Genomic DNA, 24219 nt, shown 5'->3' on the forward strand with positions numbered 1-24219 from the left:
ACGGCGGGGTGGGACATCAATGGGTCTTGGTGACCTTGGCCAGATGGCGCGGCTGGTCGGGGTTCAGTCCCCGGGCCTGGGCCAGCGCCTCGACCATCGGATAGAAGCTCTGCACCGCGGCGATCGGATCGAGGTCCTCGTTGCCGGTGCAGGTCAGCGGCAGCTCGGCGCCCGGCGTGCCTTCCGGCGCCGCCAGCAGCACGCGCGCGCCACGGCCGCGCATTTCCTCGGCCAGCGCGAGCAGGCCGGCCTGCGCCGGGCCGCGCGGCGCGAACACCAGCAGCGGGTAGCCCTCGTCCACCAGCGCCATCGGGCCGTGCTTGACCTCGGCGCCGGAGAAGGCCTCGGCCTGGATGCCGCAGGTCTCCTTGAACTTCAGCGCCGCCTCCAGCGCGATCGGCAGCGAGGTGCCGCGGCCGATGACGAAGAGCTTGTCCGCGCCCTTGAGCGCGTCCACCGCCACGTCCCAGCGCTGCCGGGCGGCCTGCTCCATCGCCTGCGGCAGCGCCTGCAGCGCGGCGGCGAGGTCCTCGTCGCCCTGCCACGCGGCGACGACGCGCGCCCCGGCCACCAGCTGCGCGATGTAGCTCTTGGTCGCGGCCACGCTCTGCTCGACGCCCGCGTGCAGGCGGAACACGTGCTCGGCGGCGGCTTCCAGCGGCGAGCCGTCGGCATTGACGAAGGCCACCGTGCGCGCCCCATTGGCGCGGAAGTACTGCGTCGGCGACACCAGGTCGGGGCTCTGGCCCGATTGCGAGAACGCCAGCGAGACCAGGCCCTTGCTCTCGATCTTGCTCTGGTAGAGCGTGATCAGCGACATCGGCAGCGAGGTCACCAGCCGGCCCAGCCGCGCCATGACCAGATAGGCCAGGTAATGCGACGCGTGGTCCGAGCTGCCGCGCGCGATCGTCAGCAGCGCGCTGGGCGGCTGCTCCCGTAGCGCGTCGCCCAGGGCCGCGTAGGCGTTCTGATCGGCGGCCAGTTGACGGGCCACCACCTGCGGCGCGCTCAGCGCCTCATCCAGCATGCGCGAGGTCAATCGCTTCTCCTTCGACGACCACGCTGTGCAACTGCAAGCCACGGTCCATCACGACAAAGTCCGCCCAGGCGCCCGGGGCCAGGCGGCCCCGATCGTCCAGACCCAGGTAATCGGCCGCGTTCGTCGAGACGCGCCGCGACGCGTCCTCGATCGACAGGCCGAGCTTCAACACCAGATTGCGTAGCGCCTGGTCCATCGTCAGCGTCGAGCCGGCCAGCGTGCCGTCGGGCAGACGCACGCCGCCCAGGCACTTGGTGACGCGATGGCGGCCGAGCCGGTACTCGCCATCGGGCATGCCGGCCGCCGCCGTCGAATCGGTGACGCAGAACAGGTGCGGGATGCTGCGCAGCGCGACGCGGATCGCGCCCGGATGCACATGCAGCAGGTCGGGAATGATCTCGGCGTAGCGCGCGTGGGCCAGCGCCGCGCCGACCATGCCGGGCTCGCGGTGATGCAGGCCGGTCATCGCGTTGAACAGGTGGGTGAAGCCGCCGGCGCCACGAGCCAGCGCGGCCACGCCGTCCTCGTAGGTGCCCAGCGTGTGGCCGATCTGGATGCGGAAGCCCGCTTCGCTCAGTCGCTCCACCAGCTCGAGGTTGCCGGGCAGCTCCGGGGCCAGCGTGATCAGGCGGATCGGCGCCAGCGCATGCAGGGCGCGGATCTCGTCGATCGACGCGGCCTTGGCGAAGTCCGGCTGCGCGCCGAGCTTGCCGGGGTTGATGTAGGGCCCTTCGAGGTGCACGCCCAGCACGCGCGCGCCGCCGGCGGGCCGCTCGACGCAGGTGGGCGCGAGCGCGCGCATCGCCTGGCGGATCTCGTCCAGCGGCGCGGTCATCGTCGTCGCCAGCAGCGAGGTCGTGCCGTGCCGCGCATGCAGCTGCGCGAGCCGCGCGGCCGCGTCGCCGCCTTCCATCGTGTCGCGGCCGGCGCCGCCGTGGACGTGGGTGTCGATGAAGCCCGGCAGGATCAGCGGCAGGTCCTGCGCGCCGTGGCGGGCCTCGTGCTCGGGGACGGCGCTGCCGTCGATGCCGACCACGCGTCCCTTGTCATGTTCCAGCACACCGCGGATGAAGCCGCCAGGTGTCAGTACGAATCCGTCGATGTGCTGGGTCGTCATCCGTCTCGCCTCATCTCCGCGACGAAGTCGTAGTAGTCGCTGCGGCAGTAGGAATGGGTGAGCTCGACGGCCTGTCCCTGGTCGAGGTAGCCCACGCGGGTGATGAACAGCACGGCCTGGCCGACCGGCACTTCCAGCAGACCCGCCAGGCGCGAGTCCGCGTTGATCGCGCGGATGTGCTGCAGCGCGCGCACCGGCGCGCCGCCATGCCGGGCGAGGTGCTCGTACAGCGAGGACTCGACCTTCTGCGGCTCGGGCAGCACCGCCTCGGGCAGCACCGACAGCTCATAGGCCATGACGACGGCATCGGCCAGGCGCAGGCGCTCCAGGCGCGCGACGCGCTGGCCGGTGGTCAGGCCCAGCGACAGCTGCTCGTCCGGCGCCGCCATGGCGAAGCCGCGGGTCAGCCAGCGGCTGCTGGGCTTGAAGCCGCGCTGGTGGAGCTCCTCGGAGAAGCTGGTCAGGCGCGACAGCGGCTGCTCGAGCTTGGGCGCGATGTAGTTGCCGGAGCCGCGCTTGCGCACGATCAGGCCCTGCTCGACCAGGCGGTCGATGGCCTTGCGCGCCGTGACGCGCGACAGGTCCAGGGATTCGGAGAGCACGCGCTCGGACGGCAGCGCCTCGTCGGCCTGGTACTGCCCTTCGCGGATCGCCTGGGCCAGCTTGTGGGCCAGCTGCATGTACAGCGGCGAGGCGGCGGCGGGATCGGGCTTGAACTGGAAGGGCAGCTTGGTGCTCATCGGGCTTCTCTGCTTCTCAACGGGGGTCGGAGAGAGCGCCGCGGACCAGCCGCAGCGCACCGTCGGCCGAGTCGCCCTGGGGCGACACGCAACGGGCCCGAATGTTGCCTGAGAAAAGCGCGGCAAGCCGCTGCGCCACGCTGCCCGCGAGCGACAGCGGCAGCTGCTGCGTGGGGTCCAGCGCGAGCGCGAGCTGCTCGAGTTCCGCCACCGCCTGCGCGACCAGCGCGGCCGCGGCCGGGTCGGCGCCCGCATGCTCGAAGACCAGCGGCGCCAGCTGCGCGTAGGCATGCTGGCCGGCCTGGGCGACCCAGGCGTTGATCGCGTCGCGATCCTGCTCGTGCTGGCAGCCGGCGGCGCCCCACACCGCCTGGGCGAGCGGGCCGGGCTCGGCGCGGCCGTCCATGGCCTTCTGCGCCTGACGCATGGCCTGGATGCCGAGCCAGGCGCCGCTGCCTTCGTCCCCGCCGATCCAGCCCCAGCCGCTGACGCAGACCAGCGAGCCGTCGGCGCGCAGCGCCTCGCCCACCGTGCCGGTGCCGGCGGCGATGACGCCACCGGGCCGGCCGGCATGGGCGCCGATGACGGAGGTGGTGCCGTCATTCGCGAGCTCGATGTGGGCGTAGCCGGGCTGCTGCGCGATGAAGGCCTGCGCCTGCGCGGTGACGCCGGCGCCGGACAGGCCGAGTCCGATGGCGGCCTCGGCCAGCGGCAGGCGCTCGATGCCGGCCTTGGCCGCGGCCTCCTGGACCGCCGTCTGGATATGACGCCAGGCCTGGGCGATGCCCTGCCCCAGCGCGGACGGCCCCGCCCATCCCTGGCCGAGCAGTTGTCCGTGGACATCGCTCAGCCGGACCCGAGTGCCGGTGCCGCCGCCATCCACCCCCACGAGGTAGCGGACGGCGGTGAAGCGCGGCTGCAAGGGCGCGGACCAGGCGTCCGCCAAGGGGTGGCTGTTCATGATTAATACCAGTTTAGTACCAAAAAACGCGAAGCGTCAATTGGTAGCGCACTGGACTTAACCTTGATGCACAAATCGCTCCGCTAGGGGCTCGCGGATGATAACCACCAACGTACCAGTGATGGCCGATTGAAATGAGGAAGCGCGCAGAGGTGGCCTGCGGAGGGCCAGCGCCCTTTGCAGTCCTTCAGTCCAGCGACCACTCCAGGTCGACGCCCTTGCCCTTGAGCCAGTCCCGCGCCGCGGAGAAGTGGCCGCAGCCGATGAACGGCACCGGCCCGCGCGTGGCCGAGAGCGGCGACGGGTGATTGGCCTGCAGCACAAGGTGACCGTTACCGGCGGCCTCGATCAACGGCGCCTTGGCCTGCGCATGCGCGCCCCACAGCAGGTAGACCTTCGGCGCCGCATCCCGCGCCGTCGCGGCGATGAGCGCATCGGTGAGCGATTCCCAGCCCTTCTTCGCATGCGAGGCGGCGGCGCCGTCCTCAACCGTCAGGCTGGTGTTGAGCAGCAGCACGCCGCACCGGGCCCATTCGCCCAGGTGACCACACATCGCCGGCTGCTGGCCCAGGTCGCGCTGCAGCTCCTTGAAGATGTTGCGCAGCGACGGTGGCAGCTTCTGCCCCGCCGGCACCGAGAACGCCAGCCCTTCCGCCTGCCCCGGCCCGTGATACGGATCCTGGCCGACGATCACCACCGTCGCCCGCGTCAGCGGCGTGAGCCGCAGCGCGCGCAGCGGGTCCGGCGGATAGATGGCGGCGCCCGCGGCCAGGCGCGCCTTCAGCAGCGCTTCGATGCGCTGGCCGTCGGCGCTCGCGCGCCAGGCGTCGATCAGCGGCTGCCAGCCGTCGCCGACTTGCCAGTCGATGGCCTGCAGCGTCGCGGGCATCGCCGGCCTCAACCGAACAGCGCCGACAGCGCCGCGCCCGGGTCGGGCGCGCGCATGAAGGCCTCGCCGACCAGGAAGGCATGCACCTGCGCGTCGCGCATGCGCTGCACGTCGTCGGGACCCAGGATCCCGGACTCGGTCACCAGCAGGCGATCGGCCGGCACCTGCGCCAGCAGTCCCAGCGTCGTGTCCAGCGTCACCTCGAAGGTCTTCAGGTTGCGGTTGTTGATGCCCACCAGCGGCGTCTTCAGGCGCAGCGCGCGCTCGAGTTCGGCGCCATCGTGAACCTCCACCAGCACGTCCAGGCCCAGGCCCAGCGCGCAGTCCTCCAGCTCCGCCATCTGGCCGTCCGCGAGGCTGGCGACGATCAGCAGGATGCAGTCCGCGCCCATCGCGCGCGCCTCGTAGACCTGGTACGGATCAACCATGAAGTCCTTGCGCAGCACCGGCAGCGCGCAGGCGGCGCGCGCCTGCTGCAGGTACTCGACCGAGCCCTGGAAGTGCGGCGCGTCGGTGAGCACGCTCAGGCAGGCCGCGCCGTGCCGCTCGTAGCTGCGGGCGATGTCGGCGGGACGGAAGTCGGCGCGCAGCACGCCCTTGCTGGGGCTGGCCTTCTTCACTTCGGCGATCACACCGCTGCGGCCGGCGGCGATCTTGTCGCGCAGCGCCTGCGCGAAGCCGCGCGTGGGCTCCGCGCGCGATTCCGCCTCGGCACGCAGGGCGGCCAGCGGCACGCGGGCCTGCGCGGCGGCGACCTCGTCGCGCTTGACGGCATTGATGCGATCCAGGATGTCGGACATGGCTTTCTCACTTCAGGTCCGGCGCCAGGGCCGGAGGCGGTCGACGCCCAGGCCCGCACGGGCCCGGCCTCGCCACGATCAGGACTGCGCCGCGGCTTGCCGCTGCGTCTCGGCGACGAATTCGTCGAGCTTGGCGCGCGCCGCGCCGGACTCGATCGCCGCGCGCGCCTTCACGATGCCGTCGGCGATGGACTCGACGACATTGGCCGCATACAGCGTCGCGCCGGCATTGAGCAGCACGATGTCGCGCGCCGCGCCGGGCTCGTTGCCGAGCACGCCCAGCAGGATGCGGCGGCTCTCCTCGGGGCCGCTCACCCGCAGGTTGCGGCTGGCGACCATGGGCATGCCGAAGTCCTCGGGATGGATCTCGTACTCGCGGATCTCGCCGTTGCGGAGCTCGCCGACCAGCGTCGCCGCGCCCAGCGAGATCTCGTCCATGTTGTCCTTGCCGTAGACCACGACCGCGTGCTGCGCGCCCAGGCGCTGCATCACGCGGACCTGGATGCCGACCAGGTCCGGATGGAACACGCCCATCAGGATGTTGGGCGCGTCCGCCGGATTGGTCAGCGGACCCAGGATGTTGAAGATGGTGCGCACGCCCAGTTCCTTGCGGACAGGCGCAATGTTCTTCATCGCCGGGTGATGGTTGGGCGCGAACATGAAGCCGATGCCGGTGTTGCGCACGCAATCGGCGACCGCCTGCGGCGGCAGCGACAGCGTCACGCCGAGCGCCTCCAGCACATCCGCGCTGCCGGTCTTGGACGAGACGCTGCGGTTGCCGTGCTTGGCCACCTGCGCGCCCGCCGCGGCCGCCACGAACATCGAGCAGGTCGAGATGTTGAAGGTATGCGCGCCGTCGCCGCCGGTGCCGACGACGTCCACCAGGTGCGGCCCCGGCGTGATCGGCACCTTGACGGAGAACTCGCGCATCACCTGCGCTGCGGCGGTGATCTCGCCGATGGTCTCCTTCTTCACGCGCAGGCCGATCAGGATGGCCGCGGCGGTCACCGGCGAGATCTCGCCGCTCATGATGCGGCGCATCAGCGCCAGCATCTCGTCGTGGAAGATCTCGCGGTGCTCGATGACCCGCGTCAGCGCTTCGTTGTCGGTGATGGGCATGGTGGCCTCCCGCTCAGGCGTTGAAGAAGCGGCGCACCGCCGCGATCGCGCGGTCGACGCCCACGGCGTCGACATCCAGGTGGGTGACGAAGCGCAGCTTGTACAGGCCCGTCGCCAGCACGCCCTGCGCCTTCAGATGCGCGACCAGCGCCGCGGCGATGTCCTTGTCGACATCGCAGAACACGATGTTGGTCTGCGGCGCCTCGACCGTCAGGCCGGGCAGTCCGCGCAGGCCCTCGGCCAGGCGACTGGCGAGCGCATGGTCCTCGGCCAGGCGCGTGACCTGGTGGTCGAGCGCGTGATGCGCCGCCGCCGCGAGCACGCCGGCCTGGCGCATGCCGCCGCCGAGCATCTTGCGCGAGCGGTGCGCGCGCTGGATCAACTCGCGCGAGCCGCACAGCACCGAGCCCACCGGCGCGCCCAGGCCCTTGGAGAAGCAGACCGAGACGCTGTCGAAATGCGCGCAGATGCGCCGCGCCGCGGCATACGGATCGCCGCCCTCGGCGGCGGCCACGGCGACGGCCGCGTTGAACAGGCGCGCGCCGTCCAGGTGACGGGCCAGGCCGTGACGCCGCGCCAGCTCGGACGCGGCGGCCAGGTAGTCCATCGGCAGCACCTTGCCGCCGATCGTGTTCTCCAGCGCCAGCAGCCGGGTGCGCGCGAAGTGCGCGTCGTCGGGCTTGATGTTGGCCTCGATGTCGGCCAGCGGCAGCGAGCCGTCGGGCGCGTGGTTCAGCGGCTGCGGCTGGATCGAGCCCAGCACCGCGGCGCCACCGCCCTCCCAGCGGTAGGTGTGGGCGAACTGGCCGACGATGTACTCGTCGCCGCGCTGGCAATGCGCCATCAGCGCGCACAGATTGCTCTGCGTGCCGGTGGGCATGAAGAGCGCCGCCTCGAAGCCCAGGCGCTCCGCCAGCGCCGACTGCAGCGCGTTGACGCTGGGGTCGTCGCCGAAGACGTCATCGCCCAGCGGCGCCGCCGCCATGGCGGCACGCATGCCGGCGGTGGGCTGGGTGACGGTGTCGCTGCGCAGGTCGACGACCGCCGCGTCCACATTCCTGCCCGCATTCGTGCTCGCATTCATCGCGCCAACTCCAGGAAGTTCTTGAGCATCGCGTGGCCGTGCTCGGACAGGATGGATTCGGGATGGAACTGCACGCCCTCCAGCGGCGTGGCGGTGCCGGCGAGCGCGCGGTGACGCACGCCCATGATCTCGCCGTCCTCGCTGCGCGCGCTGATCTCCAGCTCGGCCGGAATCGTCGCTTCCTCGATCGCCAGCGAGTGGTAGCGGATCACGTCGAAGCGCTCGGGCAGGCCGCTGAAGACGCCCTGCGTGTCGGTGGTGATGGTCGAGGACTTGCCATGCATCTGCACCTTGGCGCGGATGATGTTCCCACCAAGCGCGGCACCGATGCTCTGGTGGCCCAGGCACACGCCCAGGATGGGCAGCTGGCCGATGAAGCGCTGGATCGCCGGCACGCAGATGCCGGCTTCCTTGGGCGTGCAGGGGCCGGGCGAGAGCACGAGGTGGGTGGGCTTGAGCGCCGCGATCTCGTCGAGGCTGATCTGGTCGTTGCGGACCGTCTTCACGTCGGCGCCGAGCTCGGCGAAGTACTGCACCAGGTTGAAGGTGAAGCTGTCGTAGTTGTCGATCATCAGCAGCATGTCGTTCTCCTTCGTCCGGGTCAGAAACCTTCCTCGACCAGCTCCGCCGCGCGCAGTAGCGCGCGGGCCTTGGCCTCGGTCTCCTTCCATTCGAGCTCGGGCACCGAATCGGCCACGATGCCCGCCGCCGCCTGCACGTAGAGCACCTGGTCCATGACCACGCCGGTGCGGATCGCGATGGCCAGGTCCATGTCGCCGCCGAAGCTCAGGTAGCCGCAGGCGCCGCCATAGATGCCGCGCTTGACGGGCTCGAGCGTGTCGATGATCTCCATCGCGCGGATCTTGGGCGCGCCCGACAGCGTGCCGGCCGGGAAGCTGGCGCGGAACACGTCCATGTTGCCGATGCCGTCCTTCAGCAGGCCCTCGACATTGCTGACGATGTGCATCACATGCGAATAGCGCTCGACCGCGAACGCGTCGGTGACCTTGACGCTGCCGGTCCGCGCGATGCGACCGATGTCGTTGCGGGCCAGGTCGATCAGCATCAGGTGCTCGGCGCGCTCCTTGGGATCGGCCTTGAGCTCCACTTCGAGCGCCTGATCCTGCTCCGGCGTGCCGCCGCGCGGACGCGTGCCGGCCAGCGGGCGGATCGTGACCTTGCGGCCTTCCGGCGTCGATTCCTGGCGCACCAGGATCTCGGGCGAAGCGCCGACGATCTGGAAGTCCCCCATGTCGTAGAAGTACATGTAGGGGCTGGGATTGAGCGAACGCAGCGCGCGGTAGAGGCTCAGCGGCGATTCGGTGTAGCGCTTCTTGAGCCGCTGGCCGAAGACGATCTGCATGCAGTCGCCGGCCGCGATGAAGGCCTTGGCCTTGTCGACCGAGGCGAGGAAGTCGGCCTTGTTGAACTCGCGCTCGACCGGATGGGCTTGCCCGCGCACCACGCGCGGCGCGGCCACCGAGTAGCCCAGCTTGTCCTTGAGCTCGGTCAGCCGCTTCTTGGCCTTGAAGTAGGCCTCGGGCTGCGACGGGTCGGCGTAGACGATCAGGTAGAGCTTGCCCGAGAGGTTGTCGATGACGGCGAGCTCCTCGCACTGCAGCAGCATCACGTCGGGGGTGGGCAGGCCGCCCTCGGGCGTGGAGTCCGCCAGGCGCGGCTCGATGTAGCGCACCGCGTCGTAGCCGAAGTAGCCGGCCAGGCCGCCGCAGAAGCGCGGCATGCCGGGCCGCAGCGCGACCTTGAAGCGCTGCTGGTAGGCCTCGATGAAGGCGAGCGGGTCTCCCTCGTGGGTCTCGAGCACCGCGCCGTCACGGATCACGCGGGTGACCGTGCCTTCGCTCTTGAGCACGGTGCGGGCCGGCAGCCCGATGAAGGAGTAGCGCCCGAAGCGCTCGCCGCCGACCACGGATTCCAGCAGGAAGCTGTGCCGGCCCGGCCCGTTGCCGGCGCAGAGCTTGAGGTAGAGCGAGAGCGGGGTCTCAAGGTCCGCGAAGGCCTCGCTGATCAGCGGGATGCGGTTGTAGCCGTCAGCGGCCAGGCTTTGGAATTCCAGTTCGGTGATCACGTCGTCAAACCTCTTGTCGGCTGCGGCGAGGCCGGCGATGCAGGGCATCACGGCGCGCGCGCAAGCGGAAACTCAGGTCGCCTGTTGGACCTGCCCCGTCGGGTAGGGTGCAGCAAGAGTGTGACGGTGACCCGCGTCCGAGGGATAGAGGGGACGGCGGGTGGCAAGCAGCAGGCGGCTTCAGGTGAAGTCGTGCCAGGATCGCCAGGGCCAGGCTCCCCGGTCGTTCGACCCCTTGATGTGCTTGCGCGTGATAAACATGGTGCGGCGCAGTGTAGCAGGCGGATTCCCGGGGTCCGGCCGCGGGGCGGTTCGCGCATACTCCCCGTCCAGAGCCGGCCGCGGAGCCGGCCGATCCTCCGGAGGGAAGGAGACACCATGTCCAAGCGCAATGTCCTGATGGCCGCGCTCGCGGCCGCGATGCTGGCGCCCGTCGGGGCGTCCGCCCAGTCGACGCCACCGGGCGCGTCATCGGCCGCGCCGGCCGCCCCGCCCGCGGCGGCCCCGGCGCCGGTCGAGCTCGCCGGCGTCAAGTACGACGGCACCGCCGAGGTCGCCGGCCAGAAGCTGCAGCTCAACGGCGCGGGGATCCGCTACAAGGCGATCTTCAAGGTCTACACCGCCGGCCTGTACCTGAACGCGAAGGCCACCACGCCGGAGGCCGTGCTGGCCAACAACGGTCCCAAGCGCATCCACATCCAGATGCTGCGCGACATCGATGGCGAGGAGCTGGGCAAGCTCTTCACCAAGGGCATGGAGCAGAACGCCACGCGCGAGGAATTCGGCCGCTCCATCAGCGGCGTGCTGCGCATGTCGGAGATCTTCGTGCAGAAGAAGAAGCTCAAGACCGGAGAGAGCTTCGGTGTGGACTACATCCCCGGCACCGGCACCGTGGTCTTCGTCAACGGCCAGCTGATTCCCGGCGAGCCGATCAAGGGCGAGGACTTCTTCCACATGCTGCTGAAGATCTGGCTGGGCAAGTCGCCGGCCGATTCCGACCTGAAGGTGGCGCTGCTGGGCGGCGCCAAGCCTGCCGCGACGAGCAGCCGCAACGCCGCGGGCAGCAACCGCTGAGCTCGCGGCGCTCCGCGAGCGCTCAGCCGAGCAGCTCGTCCAGCCGGTCCAGGTAGCGATCCGCGGGCACGCCGCGGATCGGCTCGCCGTGGTTGTAGCCGTAGCTGACCAGCGCGATCGGGCAGCCGGCCGCGTGGGCGGCGCGGGCGTCGTTGCTGGAGTCGCCGATCATCCAGGTCGTGGCCGGCGCGCTGCCCAGCGCCTCGCAGGTCTTGAGCAGCGGCAGCGGATCGGGCTTCTTGCGCTCGAAGTCGTCGCCGCCGAAGACGCGGTCGAAGTAGTGGGCCAGGCCCTTGCGCCGGAGCAGCTCGCGGGCGAAGGCGGCCGGCTTGTTGGTCAGGCAGGCCATCGGCAGGCCGAGCGCCTTGAGCGCGTCCAGTCCCTCGACGACGCCGGGAAACACATCGGCGTGCTCGCCGTTGAGCACCTCGTAATGGCGCTGGTACAGCGTCCAGGCCTCCTCGTAGCGCTGCGGCGGCGCGCCCGCCTCGGCGAGCACGCTGCGGATCAGGTGCTCGCTGCCCTGCCCGATGGTGTGCTCGACGAAAGCGCGCGAGACCTCGGGCAGCGCCATGTCGGCCATCACGCGGTTGAGCACGGCGACGAAGTCGCCCAGCGTGTCGACGAGCGTGCCGTCGAGGTCGAGCATGAAGGCGGTGGGAGTGGGAACGAGCGCGGGCATCGGTGCGGCAACGAGGACATCGGGGCCCGCATCGTAGCGGTGCCCCGCCGACCGCCTCGCTCGCCCGGGCGCGTTCAGGCGTTCAGGAGAACGCGCCCACCGCCGTCACCAGCGCCTGCGACTGCTGCTCGAGCGACTCGGCCGCGGCCGAGGCCTGCTCGACCAGCGCCGCGTTCTGCTGCGTCGCCTGGTCCATCTGCGCGATGGCCTGATTGATCTGCTCGATGCCGGCGGTCTGCTCCTGGCTGGCGCTGGAGATCTCGCCGACGATGTCGGTGACCCGCTTCACGCTGCCCACGATCTGCGACATGGTCGCGCCGGCCTGGCTCACCAGCGCGCTGCCTGCCTCGACCTTCTGCACCGAGTCGCCGATCAGCGACTTGATCTCCTTGGCCGCCGTCGCGCTGCGCTGCGCCAGCGTGCGCACCTCCGAGGCCACCACCGCGAAGCCACGTCCCTGCTCCCCGGCGCGGGCCGCCTCCACCGCCGCGTTCAGCGCCAGGATGTTGGTCTGGAAGGCGATGCCGTCGATGACGCCGATGATGTCGACGATCTTGTTGGACGAGCCGCTGATGGACGCCATCGTGGCCACCACCTCGTCGACCACCTGGCCGCCCTGCACCGCGAAATCGGACGCCGACATCGCCAGTTGGTTGGCCTGCCGGGCGTTGTCGGCGCTCTGCTTGACGGTGGCGGTCAGTTCCTCCATCGACGCCGCCGTCTCTTCCAGCGCGCTGGCCTGCGCCTCGGTGCGCGAGGACAGGTCGCGGTTGCCCGAGGCGATCTCCCCCGCGGCACTGGCGATGGTGTCGGTCGCGCCGCGGATCTGGCCGACGGTGGTCGACAGGCTGCGCTGCATGCGGTCCATCGCCACCAGCAGGCTGTCGGCATGCGCGCCGCGCAGGTCCACCGCCACGTTCAGGTCGCCGGCACCGATGCGGTGGACGATCTCCGAGGCATAGGCCGGCTCGCCGCCCAGCTGGCGGTAGATGCTGGTCGCCAGGCGCCAGCCCAGCAGGCCGACCACCGCCATCAGCGCCAGGCCGATCGACAGCAGCACCGTGGCGCTGCGCCAGAAGGCCTTGTCGATGTCGTCGATGTAGTCGCCGAAGCCGACGATCCAGTCCCAGGGCTCGAAGCGGGTCACCGCGTAGAGCTTCTCGACCTCGTCCTTGGTGTTGGGCCGCGTCCCCGGTGCGATCACGGTGCCAACCTTGCGGCCTTCCAGCGCGGCGCGATAGCGCACGCCGGCCTCCTTGCCGCCCTTGGCGTCGACGATGCCGACGCGCTTCGGATTGGGATGCACCAGGTTGACGTCATCGCTGTAGCCGCGGACGAAGAAGTAGAGCTCGTCCTTGCGGAAGCTGCCGATGATCAGCTTGCCCTGACGCTGTGCCTCCTCGCGGGTCAGCTTGCCGGCGAGCTCCTGCTCGTGCAGCTTCTCGAGCGCGGCCTGGGCCAGCACCACCAACGTGGACAGCTGCGCGGTGCGCTCCTTCATCATCGTCTGGCGCAGCGTCGTCAAGGACACCGTTGCCAGGACCACCATGCCGATCAACGCGGCCAGACACAGGAAAAGAATGCGGGTGCGGAGTTTCATGAGTGGGAAGAGAACGGCGCCGCCACGCCCGATGCACGGGGCGGCGCGAATGGACCAGACAGCACTATCGGCTCGTTCCGTTCGATGCTGAATCCCCATCGCCGCTAACGCACGGCGTTATGCGTCACTACCTCACGGCCGCGCCCCCACGGTCGGCCTGCCGTGCGCCGTCACGCCGGCCCGTATCCCCAACTTGACCGCTTGCGACGCCAGCGCCCGGCGCCTAGGCTGGTCCATTGCCACTGCGGGAGACGGCCATGCCCCTCGACCCTGACGCGCGTGCCGACGGCATCGCGCTCGCGCTGTCCGGCGGCGGCTTCCGAGCCGTGCTGTTCCATGTCGGCGTGCTGTGGCGGCTCAACGAGCTGGGCGTGCTGGGCCGGCTGGCGCGCCTGTCCAGCGTGTCCGGCGGCTCGATCGCCTCGGGGCTGCTGGCCGTGCGCTGGCCGCGGCTGGCCTTCGATGGCGACGGGCACTCCCCGCGTTTCGAGGCCGAAGTCGTGACACCGCTGCGCGAGTTCTGCGCCCGCAACATCGACGTGGCCTCGGTGCTGTCGGGCGCCTTCAATCCCTTCCGGTCGGCCGGCGAGGCCGTCGCCGAGGAATATCGCCAGCGTCTGGGCCTGGACGCCTCGCTGCAGTCGCTGCCCGATACGCCGCGCTTCGTGTTCAACGCGACCAACTACGCCACCGGCGTCAGCTTCCGCTTCTCCAAGCCCTACGCCGGCGACTACCGCATCGGCCTCATCCCGAAACCGCGCTTCGACGTGGCCACAGCGGTCGCCTGCTCGAGCGCCTTCCCGCCGGTCCTGGCGCCGATCGCGCTGGACGTGCGGCCGGAGGACTTCACCCGCGTCGATGGCGCCGACCTCTACGACCAGGTCGACTACCGCCGCCGCCTGATGCTGGCCGACGGCGGCGTCTACGACAACCTCGGGCTGGAGACCGTCTGGGGCCGCCATGCGACGGTGCTGGTCAGCGACGCCGGCAAGCCCTTCGACATCGACGCCGGCATCGGCACGATGGCCCCGCGGCAGGTGCTGCGGGCGATGGACATCGGGCTGAACCAGGCGCTGGCCCTGCGCAAGCGCATGCTGATCGCGGCCTACGCGCGCGGCGAGGCCCAGGGCGCGTTCTGGGCCATCGACACCGACATCGCCGACTACCCCGCGACCGAGGTGCCGGCGCTGTCCGTCGATCCGGCGCGGATCGCCGACCTCGCGGCGATCCGCACGCGCCTGGACCGCTTCAAGGAACAGGAGCAGTGCGAGCTGATCAACTGGGGTTACGCGGTCAGCGACGCCGCGCTGCGTTCCCGCGCGCCGGCGGTGGTCTTCCGCTCCCAGGCACCCGCCTGGCCCTATCCGCGGCACGCGTTGTCCTGAGCGCGTCGCCACGACCGCCATGGCCGAGGTCTTCCGCATCGAGCTGCTGCCGGCGCGGCACGGCGACTGCCTGCTGCTGAGCTATGGCGACGCGGCGCGGCCCCATCGCGTGCTGATCGACGGCGGACCGATCGGCGCCTATGGCGCGCTGTCGGCCCGCCTGGCGGCGCTGCCCGAGGATCAGCGCGAGCTGGAACTGCTGGTCATCACGCATGTCGACGGCGATCACATCGAGGGCTGTCTCAAGCTGCTGAATCATCCGGAGCTGGCCACCTTCCGGGACATCTGGTTCAACGGCTGGCCGCACATCGCGCAGGAACTGAAGGAGCCGCCGCCCGCCCCCCGCCAAGCGCCATCCGACGAGGCCGGCATCCACCAGCGCAGCGCGATGCAGGGCACCGAGATCAGCGTGCGCATCGATGGGCGCCAATGGAACGCGGCCTTCGAAGGCGCGCCGGTGTTCGTGCCCGCGACCGGCCCGCTGCCGGTGCGCGAGCTGCCCGGCGGCCTGCGGCTCACCTTGCTGTCGCCGACGCTGGACAAACTCGTCAAGCTGCGCACCGCCTGGAGCCGCGCGCTGGAGCGCGCCGAGGTCGACCCGGCGAACGAGGCGGCGCTGCGCGCGCGGCTCGATGGTCGCGCGGCCTATCGCGCCTCGGGCGCGCGGCTGCGGCCGACGCCGGACCAGATGATGTCGTCGGCGGCGCTGGCGCTCGGGCCGATGGATGACGCGGTGGCCAACGGCTCGAGCATCGCCGTCATCGCCGAATACGCCGGTCGACGCCTCGCACTGCTCGGCGACGCGCATGCGCCGACGCTCGCGGCGACGCTGGGCCGGTTGGCGGCCGCAACGGGCGCCGCGACGCTGCGGCTCGACGCGGTCAAGCTGGCCCACCACGGCTCGGCCGCCAACCTCAGCCCGGAGTTGCTCGGCCGGATCGAGTGCGGCACCTGGCTGGTCTCCACCGACGGCAGCCTCTTCCAGCATCCGGACGACGAAGCGATCCACGCGGTCGTGCGGCAGGTGCCCGGCGCGCGCCTGTTCTTCAACTATCGGTCCGACCGCACCGCGCCGTGGGGCGAGCCGGCAATGCGCGCCGCGCACGGCCATCAAGCTTTCTACCCGCGCGATCCCGCCGCCGGCATTGCGCTGGACCTGATGACCGGCGAGCCGAGTTGAGCGAGAACGCGTCGACGAGACCGCCTTCCCCGATCACGACCGGAATTCCGGCGTGACCAGCATCGCGGAGGCCCAGGCGTTGTCCCGGTCGCGGTAGCGCTTGTAGATGCGGCGCCGCGCCAGGCCGAAGGCCGCGTTCAGCGAGTGGCTGTGCAGCAGCATCCGGTAGAAGAGCCTCGCCTGCAGCGCCGCCGTGCGGTCGTTGACGCGGCAGCGATAACCCAGCACCGCATGGATGCCGGCGGCCGCGGCCAGCGCCGCGAAGCCCGAGTTGCCGCTCTCGCAGCTGCTCAGGTAGACGAAGCGCGCCTCGCGCATGTAGCTGACGATGTCGCCGAAGTCGATGCCCTCCGGCTCCTCCGCCGGCCCGATGAACAGGAAGCCGGTGCCGCCGCGCTGCTGCGCGCCATGGCGCTGGAAGCAGGTGTGGCCGGCGAAATGGATCAGGTCCCAGCTGCCCTCGCGCAGCGCCGCGTCGAGCGCCGCGCGCGTCACCGGCCCGTCCATGCCGAGCACGCGGATGTTGTCCTCGTAGAACAGCGGCTGGCCCGTGCGCGTATCGCGGGTCGTCAGCAGCTTGCGCACCCGCGCGCATTCGAGCCGCACCGAGGTCAGAGGATCGAGCCGCACTTGCCCGCCCAGCAGCTTCGCGCTGAACACGCTGCCATGCGTGTCGGCGCAGATCAGCAGCGCGCGCCGCGCCGCGGGCGGTCCGGAGAACAGGTCCTGGCTCGCGTCGCCATCGCTTTCCAGCAGGCGCCGCGCCACCGAGGCGGCCTGCGCCAGCCAGGGCTCCGGCCGCAGCGACGGATCGAAGACCGCCTCCAGCATCAGCGGATAACAGGCCTCCGACACCGCGAAGGTGAGCCGGTCCGGCAGCTCGCGCCCGGCATCGCCCAGCTGCATCGCCGCGGCGGCGCGGCCCAGTTCGCGCTGGACCTTGAAATGCGGGTTCTCGTCGCACAGCGCGATGCGGATGCTTTCGCCGATGTCGGAGAACTCGTCGTACCAGTCGGGCTGGAACATGTGCTGCGCTTCCCAGCGCATCCAGGCCGAGCGGGGCACGGTCAGCATGCCGTCGCCATGGAACTTGAAGCCGATGCCGTCGATGTCGAAGCTCCAGCCGGTCTCGCTGGCCTTGACGCGGATCGCCAGGCAGGGATCGACGCGCTGGCCGGGCTGCAGCAGCTCGAGCGCGAAGCCGCCGGCGGTGCCCGGATCGGCATAGGCGGTCAGGCCCGGCACGCGCGCGCTCTCGCGCTGCAGCTCCGAGGTCAGCGCCGGCGCCAGCAGCATCATCGGCGTCTGCGTCAGCAGCCGGGCCTTGCGGCAGAAGTCGAGACCGCCGCCGTCCTCCACCACCGCGCCGGCATCGGCCGCGAGGCGGCTGCCGACGATGACGAAGTCGAAGCGCTGCTGCTGCAGCTGCTCCAGGGCGGTCTCGCAGGTGGTCTCCTGCTGCACCGCGTGCGCGCCGAAGCGCCGCAGCTGCTTCTTGATCTGCTCGACCTCGATGCCTTGCTGCTGCGGACAGAACACCAGGAGGAAGTCAGCCATGAGCGATCCCCCTTGGGAAACCGAGCACGAATTCGGTCTCGCCATCGGCCAGCGCGTGGATGCGCAGGCTGCCGCCCTGGTTGCGCATCAGCTTGTCGAGCAGCGGATGAGCCAGCCGCAGATCCGCCTGCGCCGCCTCGGGCGCCGCGAAACGCGTGCCGTGCCGACGGGCCGGTGGCAGCTTGCCGCGCAGGCGCAGGAAGACTTCCCGGTCGTCCGGCACCAGCGTGAGCTGCACCGTCGCCGTCTCCGGCGCCGCGCGCAGCAGCACCGACAGCAGGCTCTCCACGACGATGTGCATCTGCGTGTGGTCGGCCTCGACCTCGACCCGCCGCGCCGCCGAGACCAGCCGCACCTTCTCCCGCTCCGACGCGGCCAGGCTGGCGAGCAGCGCCTCCAGCTCGCTGTCGAGCTGGACCGTGCTGACCGCGCGCGCGGCGACGCGGGCCTCGCGGTTGTACATGGCCAGGCGCGTGAAGGCATGCTTCACCCGGCCCAGTTGCCGCAGGACCGTCTGCAGGTCGCGGGCCCGGTCCGGGTCGCGCGCGGCGCCAGGACGATGCGCCGACTCGAGCTCGCTTTCCAGCCAGGACATCGCCATGCCCAGCGGCGCCTGCGTCTCGACGGCCAGCTCGTAGGCGGTCTCCTCCAGGAACTCGAGCTGCACCGACCGGCGGATCGGCCGCAGGTCGCGCGCGATGAACACATGGCCGCCGAGCTTGCCGGGAAAGTCGCGCCGGGTGACGAAGACCGAGCTGGGCGCCTCCCCCATCCCGCCCGACGCCTCGGAGCCCTGGGCGGCCTCCGCCGCCGCGTCCTCGCAGGCCGGGCGGCGCACGTGCAACTCCCCGAGCCGATCACCGGCCTCGGTGCCCTGCAGTAGCGCCACCAGCGGCTGCGGATCCTGGAACAGGTCGATCAGGCTGCGCCCCTCGAGCGCCTTGCGACGCGCGCCGAACAGCGCTTCCGCGGCCGGATTGACGCGGCGGATCCGCAGTTTCGCGTCGGTGGCGATGACCGGATCGGCGACGTTGTTCACGCACTCGGTCATCAAGGTCAGGTCGCTGATGCGCTCCATCGCGCCGGCGATCTCGTGGGCGATGTCGGTCAGCTGCCGGACATGCTCGCGCGAGAACGCGTTGACCCGGGGATCGTCGACGTTGACGATGAAGCGCACCCGCTCGCCCTCGGAGAACAGGATGGGCACCGCCAGTTCGGAGCGGATCGGCTCGCCATCGGGCGTGCGCAGGTAGTCGGGGTCCTGCGAGACATCCGCGATCTTCTGCGCCGTCATCGTCCGCGCCACGCGGCCGAGGATGCCCACGCCCAGGTGCTGCGCGTAGTCGCCCCAGACGGTGCCGGTATCGACCGCGCACCCGTCCTCGCCGCGGCGCGCCGAGGCCACGCGCACGATGGACTCGCGCGCGCTGTCGATGCGGAACAGCGCGACATGCTGCCAGTCGAAGATCTCGATCAGCGCGTCGGCCAGGCAGCGGCAGGCGCCCTGGATGTCGACGCAGCGGTTGAGCGCGCGGAACATCCGCAGCTGGCGCCGGTCGCGCTCCTGGGCCGCGTGGTCCAGCGCGCAGAGCACCGTCTCGACCAGGGGCAGCTGGTTGAACAGCGTCTGATGGGACTCGCCGTAGGCATCGCGCTCGCGGCTGAGCAGGGTCAGGATGGCGACGGTGCGCTCGTCGCTGCCCTGCCCGCGGGTGATGCGTCGCCACATGCTGGACTTCAGCTCCATCGCGCGCATCTGGCGGCAGATCGGCTCGTCGGCCATGTCGGACCAGGGCGGCGCGCTCATCACCGCGTCGAAGTCGTGGATGCCGCCGTCGTTCGCTTCCATGAAGGCGCGCTGCGCGTCGTTGAGCTCGTACCAGGCGGTCGGCACGTCCTGGCGGAAGGGCGGGTGGTTGAAGACGATCTCCGATTCCCAATGCTCGCCGTCCGCGACGACGCGGGACACCAGCATCAGGTCGTAGGGCAGCTCGCTGCGCAGGGCTTCGGCCATCCGCGGCAGCAGGTCCGGGCGTCCGGCGTGGCTCAGCGTCAATTCGCGCAGCCGGTCGGTCAGCACCTGGTGCTGCAGGCTGCGGAAGAAACCCAGCGAGCCCACCACCGCGCCCCGCGCGTCCATCAGCGGCAGGCCGGTGACCTCGACGGCGACCTGGCGGCCAGGGTCGTCCAGGCGCGTCAGCGTGACGCGATAGGCGCCGAGCTCGCCGTTGCGTCGACCGCGTGTCTCTTCGTCGAGGATGCGGCCGGCCTCGCCGGCGAAGAGCTGGTCCAGGCGCAGCTCGTCGACATGGGCGGCGCCGCTCATGTCCAAGGCGGCGGCATTGGCGTAGAGCACGCGGTTCGCGAGGTCGCGCTGGATCACGGCGATGCGTGAGCCGTCGAAGACCGCCCGCTTCATCTGCCCCAGCAGCGCGGCCGCCGCGGCGGACGTGGGCCGCTCGTGCGCGGAGTCGTCCATGAGGGCCTCCCTGGCCATCGCTGGCCGCCAGTCCCGTCTGTCAACGGCCCGAAGGCTACGCCGATTGCGCGCGCGGCGCGCCTGACAACATAGGGATCCGACGCCCTCCGAGGCCGATTTCATCGGCCTTCGCGGCGATTCCGTGGCGGAGATGCCACGTCGCGCGGCCTCATGCCCGGCAGGACCGGCGAGAGGTCCACTCATTCGAATGCGTCGCAGGCGTGGCGCGCAGCGCCCCAAAAGACGAAGGCGGACATCCTTTCGGATGCCCGCCTTACCCATTGACGTCCGGCTTGCGCCTCTGCAATCCACCACCAGAAACCTGGACCGCATGACCGAAAGAATAGGGGCGCCGGCTGGCCCTCGGAAGCCGGGTTCGGCGCAAGGCGGCGGCAGCGATCCGCTGATCAGCCTGTCAGGCGTCGCCCTACAGACCCGGCGGCCCGCCGACTGCCCGCGGCCTACTCGCCCGACGCGGACGTCGGCCCCTTGAGCAGCCGGTACAGCGTGTTGCGCCCGATGCCCAGCCGCCGCGCGGCCTCCGAATGGTTGCCGCCGCAGTCCGCCAGCACGCGGCGGGCGTGGGCCCGCGATTGCTCGCGCAACATCGCCGCGGGCGCCGGGCGACCTTCTTCCGCCCAAGCGGGCTTGGGACTCACCTCGGCCTCGGCGGCCAACGATCGCTCCGGCCGCAGCACCGGAATCGGCAGCGGTGCGCCCTGGTCCAGCTCCTCGACGAGGTCATCCGGCAGGTGCCCGCGTCGGATGACCGACTCGCCGGGCTCCATCAGCGCGCAGGCGATGCGCAGGGCCTGCTCCAGCTGCCGGACGTTGCCCGGCCAGCGATAGGCCATCAGCTCGCGCGCCAGCGGCGGGTCCAGTTCCACCCGCCGCGCCGGCTCGATCGCCGCCAGCAATCGCGCCACCAGCATCGGCAGGTCCTGGCGCTCTCGCACCGGCGGCAGGCAGAGCGTCAGCCCGTTGAGCCGGTAGTACAGGTCCTCGCGGAACAGGCTCTGCGCGACCAGCTGCCGCAGCGGCCGGTGGCTCGCGCCGATCAGCTGGAAGTCCACCGCCACCGCCGGCCCGCCGCCCAGCGGCTGCACCTGCCGGTCCTGCAGCACGCGCAGCAGCCGCGCCTGCAGGGGCAGCGGCATGTCGCCGATCTCGTCGAGGAACAAGGTGCCGCCATGCGCTTCCCTCAGCCGCCCCTGCGCGCCGTCGCGCGAGGCCCCGGTGAAGGCGCCGGGCCGGTAGCCGAAGAGCTCCGCCTCGATCAGCGACTCCGGCAGGGCCGCGCAGTTCACCGCGACATAGGCGCGGCCACGTCGCGGGCCGCTGTCATGGACGGCGCGCGCGAACAGGTCCTTGCCCACGCCGGACTCGCCCTGCAGCAGCAGCGGGATCGGCTTGTCCAGCACCCGCCGCGCCCGCATCACCGCCTGGTGCATCGCCGCGTCGCCAAGGTCCAGCAGATGCAGCGCATCGGGCGTCGTCGACGCGGGCATCGCCGTGCGCGACGCCTGCTCCGCAGGTGCGAGATCGGGCGCCACCGGGCGCGTCATCGCCACCTCGGCCTGGGCCTCCACATCGACCACCGTCGCCCCATGCCCTCGCGGCGCCGGCGCCGGTCGCCGCCATCCACGCGGCGCGTCCAGCCGCAACCACAGCGGCGGCGCGTCCTCGCGGCGCAGCAGCCGTGCGCCCTCGCCACCTTCCCGGGCCCAGTCCATCAGCTCGGCCCACCGCAGCGGTAGCAGCGCCTCCAGCGGACTCGGCCGCGCCGCCTCGGCGCCCAGCCATGCCTGCGCCGCCGCGTTGCAGCCCAGGATCCAGCCGTCGTCGCTGAGCGCCAGCAGCCCTTCGGTCGGCGTGCCCAGACCCTCCGGCTGCAGATGGAGCTGCAGGCGCAGCCCATCGGCATGCCGCGTCTGGAACAGCCGGTGTTCCACCATCCGCGCCGCCGAGCGCACCAGCGCCAGCGTGTGCCGCTGGAAGCCGCGCTGCTCGCCGGAGATGTCCAGCACGCCCAGCACGCGCCCCTGCGGATCGCGGATCGGCGCCGCGGTGCAGCTGAGGAAGGCATTGCGCTCAAGGAAGTGCTCGCCGCCGAGCACCGCCACCGGCCGCTGCTCCGCCAGCGCCGTGCCGATCGCGTTCGTGCCGCGCCAGCGCTCGTCCCAGATCGCGCCGGGCCGCAGCGCCACCCGCTGCGCCCGGTCGACGAAGCGGCCATCCCCCAGCGCGCCCAGCAGCAGGCCTTGCGCGTCGGCCAGGATGACCAGGCCGTCGCTGTCGCGTGTCTGCTCGAAGAGGTCTTCCATCACCGGCCGCGCATGGGCCACCAGCTCGTGCTGCCGCTCCAGCGCGCGCCTGAGCTGGGCGCCCGACGCATGCGGCGCGCCCGGCGGACGGCCGACCGGGTCCAGGCCGAAATCACGGCTGCGCAGCCAGCTGCGGCTCAGGCCCTCGTCCAGCGCCTCGACGCTGAGCCGACCGGTGTCCAGCAGCTCGCGCCGCGCGGCGCGCAGCAGCCTCGGCGCCAGCGCGGCGCCGCTCGGGGTTTTCACCATCCTGTCGTCTCCTTGCGTCGGCGCCCTCGGCCTCGACGGTCCGCCCGGTCCTCGCCATCGACGCGATCGCGGGTTTGAGCCGGAATCCGCACCCGGGTTGCGCCATTCCGGAACACCTGCGCCATCGCGGCGATGCCGGGACCAGTCTGTGGACCGATCCTGACCAAAGCCTGTCGAAAAGAGAAGCGGCTTTCCGCCGCCGAGCAGGGTCTTCGGCGCGAAGCGGGCGCTGGCACGGCCCATGCAAAGCGGGGGCGGGCGTTCGACGCCTCATCAACCACGGAGACAAGCCATGATCTACGCCAAGCCCAACGCCGCCGGCGCCCCGCTGCAGTTCAAGCCCCGCTACGACAACTTCATCGGTGGCCAATGGACCGCGCCGCGGGACGGCCAGTACTTCGACGTCATCACGCCCATCACCGGGCAGGTCTACACGCAGGCGGCGCGCTCGAATGCCGCGGACATCGAACTGGCGCTGGACGCGGCGCATGCCGCCGCCGAGCGCTGGGGCGCGACCCCGGCGGCCGAGCGCGCCAACGTGCTGCTGCGCATCGCCGACCGCATCGAGCAGAACCTGGAGCGGCTGGCCTACGCCGAGACCATCGACAACGGCAAGCCGATGCGGGAGACGCTCAATGCCGACCTGCCGCTGGCGGTCGACCACTTCCGCTACTTCGCCGGTTGCCTGCGGGCGCAGGAGGGCGCGCTCAGCGAGATCGATGCGAACACCGTCGCGTACCACTTCCACGAGCCGCTGGGCGTCGTGGGCCAGATCATTCCGTGGAACTTCCCGATCCTGATGGCCGCGTGGAAGCTGGCCCCGGCGCTGGGCGCGGGCAATGCCGTGGTGCTCAAGCCGGCGGAGTCGACGCCGGTGAGCATCCTGGTGCTGACCGAGCTGATCGCCGACCTGCTGCCGCCGGGCGTGCTCAACATCGTCAACGGCTACGGCAAGGAAGCCGGCATGCCGCTGGCGCAGAGCAAGCGCATCGCCAAGGTGGCGTTCACCGGCTCGACGGCGACCGGCCGCGTCATCGCGCAGGCCGCCGCGACCAACCTGATCCCCGCGACGCTCGAGCTCGGCGGCAAGAGCCCCAACGTCTTCTTCCCCGACATCGCGGCCCAGGACGACGACCTCTTCGACAAGGCGATCGAAGGCCTGGTGCTGTTCGCGTTCAACCAGGGCGAGGTCTGCACCTGCCCGTCGCGCGCGCTGATCCATGAATCGATCTACGACCGCTTCATCGCCCGCGCGATCGACCGCGTCAAGGCGATCAAGCAGGGCAATCCGCTCGACACCGACACGATGATGGGCGCGCAGGCCTCGTCGATGCAGCTCGACAAGATCCTGTCCTACCTGGAGATCGGCAAGCAGGAAGGCGCGCAGTGCCTCATTGGTGGCGGACGCGCGCAGCTCGGCGGGGACCTGGCGGGCGGGTATTACATCCAGCCGACGCTGTTCAAGGGCACCAACGACATGCGGATCTTCCGCGAGGAGATCTTCGGCCCGGTGCTGGCCGTCACCACCTTCAAGACCGAGGAGGAGGCGCTGCGCATCGCCAACGACACGCCGTACGGGCTGGGTGCGGGGGTGTGGTCGCGCGACATCAATACCGCCTTCCGGATGGGCAAGGGCATCAAGGCCGGGCGCGTGTGGACCAACTGCTATCACGCGTATCCGGCGCATGCGACCTTCGGCGGCTACAAGGAATCGGGCATCGGCCGCGAAACCCACAAGATGATGCTGGACCATTACCAGCAGACCAAGAACCTGCTGGTCAGCTACTCGCAGCAGAAGCTCGGGTTCTTCTGAGGCCGCTGGCCCTCACCCCTCCCTCTCCCGCAAGCGGGAGA

19 protein-coding genes are annotated in these 24219 nt (G+C 70.9%); 4 read left to right on the forward strand and 15 right to left on the reverse strand.

Annotated elements, in window-relative coordinates; genetic code table 11:
• Positions 1-16 precede the first annotated feature (16 nt).
• The 10 genes from BM393_RS15840 to trpE all read right to left on the reverse strand — a co-directional run bounded on the left by BM393_RS15840 (position 17) and on the right by trpE (position 9835).
• Positions 17-1027, reverse strand: a complete 1011-nt coding sequence (locus tag BM393_RS15840; protein ID WP_091731651.1) for an SIS domain-containing protein — start codon at positions 1025-1027, stop codon at positions 17-19.
• Positions 1017-2156, reverse strand: coding sequence for an N-acetylglucosamine-6-phosphate deacetylase (nagA, locus tag BM393_RS15845; protein ID WP_091728143.1), 1140 nt, complete (start codon positions 2154-2156; stop codon positions 1017-1019). The genes BM393_RS15840 and nagA overlap by 11 nt, the downstream gene beginning before the upstream one ends.
• Positions 2153-2896: a GntR family transcriptional regulator gene (locus BM393_RS15850; RefSeq protein WP_091728146.1), complete on the reverse strand. Its 744-nt coding sequence runs from the start codon at positions 2894-2896 to the stop codon at positions 2153-2155. The genes nagA and BM393_RS15850 overlap by 4 nt, the downstream gene beginning before the upstream one ends.
• A 16-nt stretch (positions 2897-2912) precedes the next feature.
• Entirely contained in the window at positions 2913-3857 is a 945-nt protein-coding gene (locus BM393_RS15855) for a BadF/BadG/BcrA/BcrD ATPase family protein (RefSeq protein WP_091728148.1), read from the reverse strand.
• Between the two features lie 187 nt (positions 3858-4044).
• Positions 4045-4746: a uracil-DNA glycosylase gene (locus BM393_RS15860; RefSeq protein ID WP_091728151.1), complete on the reverse strand. Its 702-nt coding sequence runs from the start codon at positions 4744-4746 to the stop codon at positions 4045-4047.
• Between the two features lie 8 nt (positions 4747-4754).
• Positions 4755-5546, reverse strand: coding sequence for an indole-3-glycerol phosphate synthase TrpC (gene trpC / locus BM393_RS15865; protein ID WP_091728154.1), 792 nt, complete (start codon positions 5544-5546; stop codon positions 4755-4757).
• Between the two features lie 78 nt (positions 5547-5624).
• Positions 5625-6665 carry an anthranilate phosphoribosyltransferase gene (trpD, locus tag BM393_RS15870; protein WP_091728158.1) on the reverse strand — a complete coding sequence of 347 codons (1041 nt, stop codon included), beginning with the start codon at positions 6663-6665 and terminating at the stop codon, positions 5625-5627.
• A 13-nt stretch (positions 6666-6678) separates the two neighbouring features.
• Positions 6679-7749: a low-specificity L-threonine aldolase gene (gene ltaE, locus BM393_RS15875; RefSeq protein ID WP_091728162.1), complete on the reverse strand. Its 1071-nt coding sequence runs from the start codon at positions 7747-7749 to the stop codon at positions 6679-6681.
• The gene (locus BM393_RS15880) at positions 7746-8330 is read right to left on the reverse strand and encodes an aminodeoxychorismate/anthranilate synthase component II (RefSeq protein WP_091728166.1); all 585 of its coding nucleotides are present in this window, start codon (positions 8328-8330) and stop codon (positions 7746-7748) included. Before BM393_RS15880 ends, ltaE begins: the two co-directional genes overlap by 4 nt.
• A gap of 20 nt (positions 8331-8350) precedes the next feature.
• Positions 8351-9835 (reverse strand): anthranilate synthase component I, encoded by a 1485-nt coding sequence (trpE, locus tag BM393_RS15885; protein WP_091731655.1) that lies wholly within the window; start codon positions 9833-9835, stop codon positions 8351-8353.
• A gap of 378 nt (positions 9836-10213) precedes the next feature.
• On the opposite strand from trpE, the gene BM393_RS15890 reads away from it, so the two are divergent.
• Positions 10214-10909: a chalcone isomerase family protein gene (locus BM393_RS15890; RefSeq protein ID WP_091728171.1), complete on the forward strand. Its 696-nt coding sequence runs from the start codon at positions 10214-10216 to the stop codon at positions 10907-10909.
• Between the two features lie 22 nt (positions 10910-10931).
• On the opposite strand, the gene gph is transcribed toward BM393_RS15890, so the two are convergent.
• A complete protein-coding gene (gene gph / locus BM393_RS15895) occupies positions 10932-11591 on the reverse strand; it encodes a phosphoglycolate phosphatase (RefSeq protein ID WP_091728176.1) in 660 nt (219 codons plus the stop codon).
• Positions 11592-11673: 82 nt separating this feature from the next.
• A complete protein-coding gene (locus tag BM393_RS15900) occupies positions 11674-13191 on the reverse strand; it encodes a methyl-accepting chemotaxis protein (protein WP_091728179.1) in 1518 nt (505 codons plus the stop codon).
• Positions 13192-13448: 257 nt separating this feature from the next.
• Between BM393_RS15900 and BM393_RS15905 the strand changes: the two genes are divergently transcribed.
• Both BM393_RS15905 and BM393_RS15910 read left to right on the forward strand, forming a co-directional pair.
• Positions 13449-14576 carry a patatin-like phospholipase family protein gene (locus BM393_RS15905; RefSeq protein WP_091728181.1) on the forward strand — a complete coding sequence of 376 codons (1128 nt, stop codon included), beginning with the start codon at positions 13449-13451 and terminating at the stop codon, positions 14574-14576.
• 19 nt (positions 14577-14595) lie between these two features.
• Positions 14596-15756: a hypothetical protein gene (locus tag BM393_RS15910; RefSeq protein ID WP_091728183.1), complete on the forward strand. Its 1161-nt coding sequence runs from the start codon at positions 14596-14598 to the stop codon at positions 15754-15756.
• A 33-nt stretch (positions 15757-15789) separates the two neighbouring features.
• Here BM393_RS15910 and BM393_RS15915 read toward each other — a convergent pair whose 3' ends face one another.
• From BM393_RS15915 to BM393_RS15925, 3 genes are all read right to left on the reverse strand, one after another.
• On the reverse strand, positions 15790-17313 hold the full coding sequence (locus BM393_RS15915) for a CHAT domain-containing protein (RefSeq protein WP_091728186.1): 1524 nt from the start codon (positions 17311-17313) through the stop codon (positions 15790-15792).
• Complete coding sequence (locus BM393_RS15920) at positions 17306-19792, reverse strand: PAS domain-containing protein (protein ID WP_175538360.1); 2487 nt, start codon at positions 19790-19792, stop codon at positions 17306-17308. Before BM393_RS15920 ends, BM393_RS15915 begins: the two co-directional genes overlap by 8 nt.
• A 461-nt stretch (positions 19793-20253) precedes the next feature.
• The gene (locus tag BM393_RS15925) at positions 20254-22365 is read right to left on the reverse strand and encodes a sigma-54-dependent Fis family transcriptional regulator (protein WP_091728190.1); all 2112 of its coding nucleotides are present in this window, start codon (positions 22363-22365) and stop codon (positions 20254-20256) included.
• Between the two features lie 292 nt (positions 22366-22657).
• Here BM393_RS15925 and BM393_RS15930 point away from each other — a divergent pair, with 292 nt between their 5' ends.
• Positions 22658-24178: an aldehyde dehydrogenase family protein gene (locus BM393_RS15930; protein WP_091728193.1), complete on the forward strand. Its 1521-nt coding sequence runs from the start codon at positions 22658-22660 to the stop codon at positions 24176-24178.
• The last annotated feature ends 41 nt before the right edge of the window (positions 24179-24219 follow it).

It is taken from the genome of Mitsuaria sp. PDC51 (assembly GCF_900113225.1).
Taxonomy (GTDB): Bacteria; Pseudomonadota; Gammaproteobacteria; order Burkholderiales; family Burkholderiaceae_C; genus Roseateles.